The organism is Paenibacillus sp. H1-7 (assembly GCF_022354825.1).
Taxonomy (GTDB): Bacteria; Bacillota; Bacilli; order Paenibacillales; family NBRC-103111; genus Paenibacillus_S.
The window spans coordinates 4,145,269-4,155,440 of sequence record NZ_CP031168.1; the positions used below are offsets into that span (position 1 = coordinate 4,145,269).

Sequence of the window (10,172 nt, forward strand, 5' to 3'; positions counted from 1 at the left end):
GGAGGTGAATACCAACGCAATCCATTAGACGCTTGCTGCGTTAACCAATCCAAGCAGCATAGAAGAAAGGTGATAAAAAAATGCAACTAATGAAACAAAAAAGCAGCGCACTACTGGCACTACTTCTCGTCTTTTCTCTTCTGTTTCAGGGTCAATGGTTCATGCCTGCTTCCTTGGCCGCAGGTACAGGGGAAGTCAACTATGCTTTGGACAAGCCGGTTAAGGGCAAGAGCTCGGATACATCCGCAGGTAGGGCAACCACCGCTTTGGATGGAAATCCGGCTACCTATTGGCAGCCTCTTCAAGCAGACCGCAAGGACGATTTGAATGTATGGATGACCGTTGATTTGACGACGGTGCAAGCTTTTCATAAGACGATCCTTGATTTCAATGGGACGCAAGGGCTTGTAAGCGGCTACAGCATCTTGTATTCGAACGACAACTCCAATTGGAGCGTAGCATATGAAAAGTCCAGTGCAACAGAAGCTGTTGCCGCTGTGGATTCGGTATCTTTTCCAGAAGTGTCCGCAAGATATGTGAAGGTTTCCGTCAATTTGACCAGAGACTCGCTGTTTAAATTGGCTGAGTTCGAAGTCATTAGCGGCGGAGATCCGAACGCAGTCGACTTGAAATCGGTGTATTTTGCCGATCCTGCGGGAACGGCTTATACGGAAGACACAACCATAAAAACTCAGGTGAACGGCAGCGTTCCGTTGAAGCTGCATGCCAAGCTGAGCAATGGCGAGGAAATCGACCCGGCGGATCCGAGACTGAGTGTTGCCATTACCAGCGCGAAGCCGGCAGTGGCCGCGGTTGATGCGACCGGGAACGTGAGCGCATTGGCTTCCGGGGTAACGCAAATTACAGGCACGATTATTTCCGGCAGCAAGACAGTTACTACGAGCTTGTGGATCGACGTAGCCAACCCAGAGCTGCTTATTGCAGATCTGCAATTGACGCATCCGACGATGACCATCCAGAACGGACAGCCGGCCTTCGTTAAGCCTGGCGATGTGTATCCGACCGTTCAGGTCAACGCTTTTGTCGATGCCGAGATTAGCGGCGAAGTGGTAGACGGCTCGCAAAATGTAGTGTATCGTTTCCCTGCAGCTTCCTTGACCGCAGGAACGGTTCAACAGCTGACGGTACCAGGTACGGTGTCTTTCATCGGCGAGCACCAAATCCGGCTTACTATTACACCTGCCGGTAAAGCGCCGATGTACGATACGTACTATTTCTTCTCGGCAAACGAGAATACGATTCCAGCCGGCCAAAGCAAATTGGCCTTCACGGGAACTGACGGCAAGATGGTCTATGTGCCGGATTTCAAGGGCAACAAAATTATTGATTACTCCAATGCGGGATATATGGGCGGAGGCGTGAAGCTTCCTGACGTTCCTGTCAAAATGACGCTCTATCCTAACCCGGAAGGCGATGATACGGCAAGAATCCAGGCCGCTATCGACGAGCTTTCCGCTATGCCCTTGTCTCAGGATGGCTTCAGAGGTGCACTGCTGCTTTCCAAAGGAACATATCGTTTGGGCGGCAAGCTGGCCATTCGGGCATCCGGTATCGTGCTGCGTGGCGAGGGGCAAGGAGCTGACGGCACGATTCTGTACGGTACGGGTACCGACCAAAGAGATTTGCTGGAAATTGGTGGCGCGCGGGGACCTGTAGTCAATACCGCGGTATCCACAACAATCGCCGACATGTTTGTGCCTACAGGTGCGCGCAGCTTCCGGGTTTCGGATGCAAGCCAGTTCCAAGTTGGCGATACCGTTATGGTCCGCAGAAAAGGAAATGACCGTTGGATTCATGAGCTCAAGATGGATCAAATCACGGACAGACCGGGAACTACGGACAGCACGCAGCAGTGGACGCCGTTCGATCTGAACTTTGACCGCGTCATTACGAATATTCAAGGCAACGTCATTACTATCGATGCGCCGATTGCAAACTCCGTCGAATTGCGTTGGGGTGGAGGCGAGGTTCTTGCTTATGACGATTCCGACCGGATTCAACAAGTAGGTGTTGAAAACCTACGCGTTGATGTTAATTTCGATCCGTCGATTGTCAAGCAGGACGGCGGAGTTAATTATTATGCAGATGACAGCCATCCCCAAACATTCGTTGTTCTGAGAAGCGTTAAAAACGCATGGGTACGCGATATTACGGCGCTTCACTTGGGTTACTCGATGGTCTATACGGCAAGAGACGCCAAGTGGACGACGACACAAGACAGCACCGTCCTGGAAATGGCGAGCACGCTGGACGGCGGCAGAAGATATCCGCTGCTGTACGAAGGACAGCTTGGTTTAACGCAAAGAGTCAATGTTGACACGGCAAGACATTCCTATATCGTAGGCAGCCGGGTCCCAGGACCAAACGTCTTCCTGGACGGAGTAGCAGGTACGGAATTCGCAACCTCCGAACCGCATCACCGCTGGTCTGTCGGCGGATTGTTCGATAATATCGATGCCGATATTGCGATTCAAGACCGCGGCTGGCTCGGAAGCGGCCATGGATGGGCGGGCGCGAACTGGGTTGCTTGGAACACGAAGGGCACCCTGGCTCTGCAAGGACCTCCAACAGCACAAAACTATGCGATCGGATTTACAGGGAAAGTGAGCAAGCCTTACCTTCCTAACAAAGACGATCTTAGACCAAGAGGCGAAGGCTATTGGGAAAGCACAGGTGCAGCGGTTGGACCGCGCAGCTTGTATTTGCAGCAATTGCAGGATCGTCTCGGCACCGGTGCGGTGGGCAACATTGCAGCGTATCCTTATGGACAGCCGGGACTGAGCAGCCTGACCGTTAGCACAGGTCAGCTTACTCCATCGTTTGCCAAGGATCAAACAGAGTATTCCGTCAGTGTGCCGAGTAAAGTGGAGAAGCTGACAGTGACTCCAAGCGCTGTCGACACCGGTTCCTCCATTTTTGTTAACGGTTCCTCGGTTGCGAGCGGCCAAGCAAGCCAGGAAATCAGCTTGAACGAAGGAAATAATACGGTACAAATCGCCGTATATTCCCCAAGCGGCAATGCTTCCAAATCCTATACGGTTTCCATCGACCGCGCGGTGCTTCCAGTATCGTCGATCGTTCTGGATTCGAAGCTGTATTTACTGAAGGCGGACGATACGCAACAGGTTGCCGTCACAGCAGTTTTTGAAGATAACAGCCGCAAAACGGTAACATCCGGCGTCACCTACCGTTCCTCCAACCCTTCCGTAGCCCAGATCGATGAGAACGGCGTCATTAAAGGAATGGGGCCGGGAACCGCTGAAATTACAGTGGAGTATCGTGGTAAACGGGCGGAGGCAAGAGCCGTAGTTTACGGCATTCCTTATCAATTAGTGGGCATCCAGCTCGACTCCGTAGCGTATACGCTGAAGGCGGGGGAGACCCATTCCACCGTCGTTCAAGCTGTATATTCGGATTTTAGTAAGAAGCCCGTTACTGATGGAGTCTCCTTCCAATCGTCCAATACGTCGGTTGCTCAAATTGACAGTAATGGCGTGGTTACGGCAGTAGGCAGCGGAGTGGCCGACATTATTGTGGAATATGCCGGCAAACGGGCTGTAGCCAAAGTCATCGTTATTGGAGCGCCACCTGTATTTCTTAAATCTATAGATCTTGACGACCGGGAGTACTCCTTGCGTGTCGGCCAAACACACTCAACAGTCGTGTACGCAGAGTATACCGATCGGACGAAACAACAAGTTTCATCCGGCGCTACGTTCCGTTCGTTGAATCCGTTCGTCGCCAAAGTTGATGCGAATGGTGTCGTGACGGCATTGAAATCCGGCAAAGCCGATATTTTAGTCCAATATCAAGGCAGATTGACAACGGCTAAAGTAACGGTATCCGCGCCTTGATGGAACAACGGAGCCGGCTAGTACACATGAAATAGTTACTGCAAGCCATCGGACCTCATTCCGGTGGCTTGCTTCATGTTCGACAGCTGTAAATGGATAAAACCGTTTACAATAGAACAAATGTTTGGTATGATAATAGTGGTTAATTTTACCATAAAGGTCTGGATTTACTACCCATGGGAGGGTGTTGGATGGAACAGACGCATCAGGCCAATCGGCTGACCGCAATATTCAGAGAAGCGCTTCAGACGTTCATCGACAAGGTAAAGCAGGATGATCAAGTGATTGCCGCTGTCCTGCTAGGAAGTTTATCGTACGATCAAGTCTGGGAGAAATCGGACATTGATCTCAAGCTCATCGTTCATGATCAGAAGCTGTCCAAGGGGTACAATTGCTTTGTAGAGAACGATGTTCCTATCAACACCTCCATTCAGACACGAAACGATTTCAAGCGGTGGATGGAGAGATCCATTCAGACTTCTATAGATCATTCCATGCTGTTACGCAGCACTTTATTGTTTACCAAGGATCCTTCGATTGAATCATACTTTGAACAAATACGGTACGTGGGAGAACGCGACAGGCAGCTGCAGCTGCTTCGTCTCGGATGCTATACACTAAGTATTCTCGCTAAGGCGGAGAAGTGGCTGTATGTGAAGAATGACCCTGCCTATAGCGGATTATGGATTATGAAGATGGTGGATGTCCTGTCACAAATGGAAGTAGTCTTGAACGGAGAAGTTCCGATGCGTGAATCGGTTCAACAGGCGCTTCAACTTAACCCGGCATTCTTTCAAAGTATCTATACGGAAATGATAACTAACGGGGCGAACGAGCATAAGGTGAAGTCCGTTCTGGAGGAGATCAATGGTTATTTGAATGTACGGGCCGAGAGACTGTTTCAGCCGGTACTTGATTACTTGAAGGAGGAAGCGGATGTCCGCACCGCCACGGATATAGTGGAAAAGCTGGGTGTTGTCGTCCAATTGAATACCAGCTCTATCACCACGGCATGCGATTGGCTGACGGAACGTGAGCTTCTGTCCAAAATGGAAGCAGAGACGAAAGCGACACCCAAAAGCCGGGTAGAGCTTAAGGAACCGGCGTATTTGTATGAAGTTACCGATGACGATGATTGGGGGATGTAGCCGAAGATGAGACAATTCATTGAGGTCCGGGGAGCGCGCCAGAACAATTTGCAGAACGTGGATGTGAACATTCCGCGGGACAAATTAACCGTAATAACCGGAGTCAGCGGCTCCGGGAAATCTTCGCTTGCCTTTGAGGTCATATATGGCGAAGGCCAGCGGCGGTTTCTCGAATCGTTATCTACCTTCGCCAAAAGCCGCATGAGTCAGATCAAGAAGCCTGACGTGGACTTCGTGTTCGGTTTGTCTCCCGTTATTGCCATCGAGCAGAAGAAGGGGATTGTCAATCCTAGATCCACCGTCGGTACGATGACGGATATTTATGACTTTTTGCGGCTGCTGTTCGCGTCTACAGGAGACGCAAGCTGTCCGTTCTGCGATCATCCGGTTCCTGTACGGACTGCCGACCAGATGATAGAGCGCATCCAGTCGCTTCCCGAAGGAACCGAAATTGAAGTATTAGCTCCCATTTACAAGATCTATGGGGAGGACTTTGAAACCTTATTTGACGAGATCCGGACGAAAGGATTTCGAACCCTTTTGATCGATGGCGTCCCTCATAGTCTCGGGGATCCGCTGGAGCTCGACGAAGAGATGGAATACCGGATGGAAGTGGTCGTCGATAAAGTCGTTGTGAAACGCGACATTTTCAAGGTGCTCACCAAAACGATCGAGAACAGCTTGAAGCTGGTAGGAGAAGGCTTCATCCGCTTTGAAATCGTCGGGAGTCCGGAAGGCAAACAAGTTGATGCGAACGCTTTTTATTCCGGGTTTGCCTGCCCTGAGCACCACCTTACATTAGGTGAACTGCAGCCTTATTACTTTTCCTTTAACGACCCGGAAAGCGCCTGTCGAACATGCGGCGGGATCGGAACTTTTATGAGGACCGAATCGCGGTTTCTGGTAAAGAGCTGGGAGAAGAGCATTTTGAAAGGCGCATTGGATACGAAGCTTCTTGGCACCAGCATGAACACATGGCGATGGAGCATTCTGCACAGCTTGAGTAAGCATTACGGCTTTGATTTGGAGACTCCGCTAAATGAATTGCCGGAGGAGATTCTGAGTATATTGTTTCACGGAACGAAGGGACAAAAGTTCCCGTTCGTCGTTCCCGCCGACGCCTCCAAAACTCAAGCGAGACATGCCGGGAAAATGATGGGTTACGGCGGTTTGGTCAATATGGTGAATCGCTGGTACAAATTGTATGTCAAGCGCAAAGCTCAAAATAACACGGAAGACGAATTTTACAAACGGGTAATGGTTGAACACACATGTCCTGACTGCGAGGGGAAGAAACTGAAGCCGCAGCGGTTCTGTGTCAAAGTAGGCGGCGCAGACATACACGAGCTGTGCAGCATACCAATGATGGACCTTCAGCGGTTTATGAGCGAGCTGACATTTCGGGAGGAAAAGGCTCAGGTAGGACGGCAAATCGTCAAGGAGATCCAATCCCGGCTGACGCTGCTGTTGGATATCGGACTTGATTACTTAAGCCTCGGACGCCGCTCTGATACAATTTCCGGCGGGGAAGCGCAGCGGATTCGGCTGTCAACTCAGATCAGCTCGGGCTTGATGGGCATGCTGTACGTACTGGATGAGCCGAGTATCGGACTTCACGCGAGAGATAGCATCCGCATAGTGGATACGCTCAGGAAGCTGCGCGATATCGGCAATACCATTATCGTGGTGGAGCACGATATGGATACGATCTGCAGCGCCGATCACATCATAGAGGTCGGCCCTGGCCCGGGCTTGCGCGGCGGACGCATTATTGCCCAAGGAACGGCAGGGGATTTGAGAGCCCATCCGGAGTCATTGACAGGATCGTTTCTAGCCGGCACCCGCAAGATCGAAGTGCCGTCGAAGCGCCGCCAAGCGTCGGGCCTAATGCTTTCTATCCGGGGAGCGAGAGCGAACAATCTGCGTTCTGTGGATGTCGATATTCCTTTGGGCGTCATGGTCTGTATTACCGGTGTATCGGGCTCAGGCAAAAGCACCCTGATTAACGAGGTCATGTATAAGCAGTTATACTCGTTGTTCCATGATGCGAGAATTGTTCCAGGAGAGCATGACTCGTTAGAAGGGAAAGAGCATTTAACAGGAATCATCAATATCGACCAATCTCCGATAGGACGAAGCTCCAGATCGAATGCGGCGACTTATGTCGGATTTTTTGACCGCATTCGTGAGCTCTATGCCGAAGCTGCCGCTGCCGCGGGTAAGGCGCTGGGCAAGAACGACTTTAGCTTTAACCAGAAGAACGGCGGGCGTTGTGAGCACTGCCAGGGTGAAGGCGTAGTCACCACCCAGCTGCAGTTCATGCCTGACGTGGAATCCGTGTGCCCTGTGTGTAAGGGAGCCCGGTTCAATGAAGAAGTACTAGATGTACGTATCAAGGATAAGAATATAGCCCAGGTACTGGAGATGAGCATCGAGGAGGCTGTAGATTATTTCTCGGACCAGTCCTATATCCTGCACAAGTTGAATGTGTTGAACCAGCTGGGTCTCGGGTATTTACGCGTAGGTCAATCGTCCACGACCTTATCGGGCGGGGAAGCACAGCGTATCAAGCTTGCCACTGAATTGAGCAAGATCAAGCGCGGCGCGCACAACCTGTACATACTCGACGAACCGACCACCGGTCTGCATTTGCAGGATATACAAAAGCTCATCGACTGTATCCATCAACTCGTCGATGCCGGGCATACCGTCGTTGTCATAGAGCATCACCTGGATATGATTAAAGTAGCCGACCACATTATAGACATGGGACCTGAAGGCGGCAAAAATGGCGGTACTGTCGTTGCCTGCGGCACACCGGAGGAAGTAGCCAAGACTGAAGGCTCGTTGACCGGCAAGTTTTTGCAGGAAGTGCTGGTTGCGGAAAACTGTTATTGGTAAAGTAAAATAGAACTTTTTAAGCTGAATGCCATTGTTAGTCCATGAGTCCATCGGACCATGGGCTTTTTGCTATAGATCTAGAGAGAAATTTTGATTAGCTTGGGTATCGGTAAAAGCATGGCTTCTGGAGCAGACTTTGTCATCTAGGTATTGATACTTGTAGGATTGCCAACCCGGGCAGCAGCATAAAGTTCATTTTTCAAGTTGACTCTAACGTTACGTTATACTCTATAGTAAGTCGTGAAGGGAGGTCATCCTTATTGCAATGAAAGTAAAAGAGGTGGCGGATTTAGTCGGTATTAGTGTGCGCACACTACATCATTACGATGAGATCGGGCTGCTGAGTCCAAAGGAGATTACCGAGTCCGGCTATCGTCTGTATTCCGATGACAATCTCGAAGTGCTGCAGCAAATATTATTTTTCAGAGAGCTTGGATTTCCACTCAAACAAATCAAAGAAATTATTCACAGTCCTTCGTTCGACCGACAAGAGGCATTGGAGCTGCATAGAACAATGCTGCTTGATAAGCGCAGGCAGCTCGATCAGATGATTAACACGATTGAAAAGACAATTCAACATTCGAAGGGAGAAATTCAAATGTCACAAAAGGAAAAATTCGCAGGATTTGACTTCAGTCATAATCCATATGAGCAAGAAGCTAGAGAACGTTGGGGAGATAAAGCGGTCGATGATGCTAATGCCAAATTAGGGAAGCTTTCCAAATCGGAGCAAGCAGCAATGGGGGAAAGAATGAATCAGATCTATTTCAAGCTGGCCGCGCTGCGTCATAGCTCTCCACAGTCCGTCGAAGCTCAGGCGGCGATCAAAGAATGGTTCGATTTCTTGAATGAAATGGGCAGCTATTCGCTGGATGGCTTCAAAGGTCTTGGTCAAATGTATATTGATGATGTGCGTTTTACGAAGAACATTGATAATTTCGGTGAAGGTCTGGCTCTCTTCATGCGCGATGCAATGGCGTACTATGCCGATACTCATAAGTAAGACTCTATACTAACCAGGCTGCTATAAGCAGCTCTGGTTTTTTTCTGCTTCCATCGTTACAGGGAGCGAGTCTTGTTTAAGCTAATCTTGAGTTACTCTTTGAGGCAAGAAGGGTAATAACGATTAGGCTTTACAAATGAGCATTGTAGGGATATAATAGTATTAATTAAATATTAAACTATTTAACGCTGAGTTTTCTTTGAGAAAAACGGGGGAACCAAGTTTCATGGGGTGAATCGAGGTATGATTTCGATCGTACAGCGTAGGGCAAATTCTCACAGCCCGAATCCGACAGCTAACCTCGTAAGCGTCGTGGGAAGGATAGATTGCTTATAGCACAAGTCTAGCCTTGTGTTTTTTGTGTTTTTCCTAGAGCAAACAATCTTCCCGTCTCTGTAGTCCCGTTCATTCGAGAGGAGGATTTATAATGGAAAGCAAGGAAAAATTGTTCAGATTGTTCGATGCATTGAATGAGCATGATCAAAGAGCCGCATTCGAGTTTATTCAAGATTTAGCTAAGCGAAATGGCAAGAAGATGGATCACGAGGATGTTATTCAAGTGTATGGAAAGAATTATTATGTCGTCCCGGATTGATTCTTATTTAATCTTATAGTTGTGGAGCTGCGCAGAATACTGTGCAGCTTTTTTTTCGTTGTCGCCCGATCGGGAGCGTTTCGCCGTGCACTTCGCCGTGCACTTCGCCCCTTTTTTGAAACCAAGACAAACAAGGCGGAGTATTACATAGAAAATGACAAAAGGAGGGGAACCTTAATGAGAGTAAAGCTGCTGCTATTACTATTCGCGGTTTCATTATTATCCGGCTGCTCTTTATTGGATAAGGTGGATCAATCATTGAATTATGTGAACGAGGCGACCCAATTCATCAACAGCGGAACAAGACTGGCTGAGCAACTGCCGAATTTGGCAACGCAGGCTATTACCGATCCGGAAGCGAGAACAGCCATTAAGAACGAATTCATGGAAATGAAAGCGAGAATCGAAGCCTTCAATAAGCTGGAGCCGCCTGCTTTTGCAAAGAGCATTCACGAGCAGCTGCTGGCTTATAATGAAACGTTAACCAAGCAAATCAATACGTACCTCGAGCAAATGAACGTTGGCCAAATAGACTGGAAATCATTGACCGATTCATCATTAATTCAGACATTGGATCAAATTACGCAAATTTTGGATAAATTACAAAACTTGACGCAATAATGACGACGACGACTCTGAATTCCACGTAT

Annotated in this window: 6 protein-coding genes and 1 riboswitch; all 6 genes read left to right on the forward strand. The window is 49.1% G+C overall.

What is annotated here, in order from left to right; genetic code table 11:
- Positions 1-80: 80 nt before the first annotated feature.
- The 6 genes from DVH26_RS18390 to DVH26_RS18415 all read left to right on the forward strand — a co-directional run bounded on the left by DVH26_RS18390 (position 81) and on the right by DVH26_RS18415 (position 10,143).
- The gene (locus DVH26_RS18390; RefSeq protein ID WP_239635212.1) at positions 81-3,875 is read left to right on the forward strand and encodes an Ig-like domain-containing protein; all 3,795 of its coding nucleotides are present in this window, start codon (positions 81-83) and stop codon (positions 3,873-3,875) included.
- A 191-nt stretch (positions 3,876-4,066) separates the two neighbouring features.
- On the forward strand, positions 4,067-5,023 hold the full coding sequence (locus DVH26_RS18395) for a hypothetical protein (RefSeq protein ID WP_239635213.1): 957 nt from the start codon (positions 4,067-4,069) through the stop codon (positions 5,021-5,023).
- 6 nt (positions 5,024-5,029) lie between these two features.
- Positions 5,030-7,924 (forward strand): excinuclease ABC subunit UvrA, encoded by a 2,895-nt coding sequence (uvrA, locus tag DVH26_RS18400; protein ID WP_239635214.1) that lies wholly within the window; start codon positions 5,030-5,032, stop codon positions 7,922-7,924.
- 259 nt (positions 7,925-8,183) lie between these two features.
- On the forward strand, positions 8,184-8,927 hold the full coding sequence (locus DVH26_RS18405; RefSeq protein ID WP_239635416.1) for a MerR family transcriptional regulator: 744 nt from the start codon (positions 8,184-8,186) through the stop codon (positions 8,925-8,927).
- Between the two features lie 176 nt (positions 8,928-9,103).
- A riboswitch (cyclic di-AMP (ydaO/yuaA leader) is annotated at positions 9,104-9,252 on the forward strand.
- 102 nt (positions 9,253-9,354) lie between these two features.
- On the forward strand, positions 9,355-9,522 hold the full coding sequence (locus DVH26_RS18410) for a hypothetical protein (protein ID WP_239635215.1): 168 nt from the start codon (positions 9,355-9,357) through the stop codon (positions 9,520-9,522).
- A gap of 177 nt (positions 9,523-9,699) precedes the next feature.
- Positions 9,700-10,143 (forward strand): DUF6376 family protein, encoded by a 444-nt coding sequence (locus tag DVH26_RS18415; RefSeq protein WP_239635216.1) that lies wholly within the window; start codon positions 9,700-9,702, stop codon positions 10,141-10,143.
- The last annotated feature ends 29 nt before the right edge of the window (positions 10,144-10,172 follow it).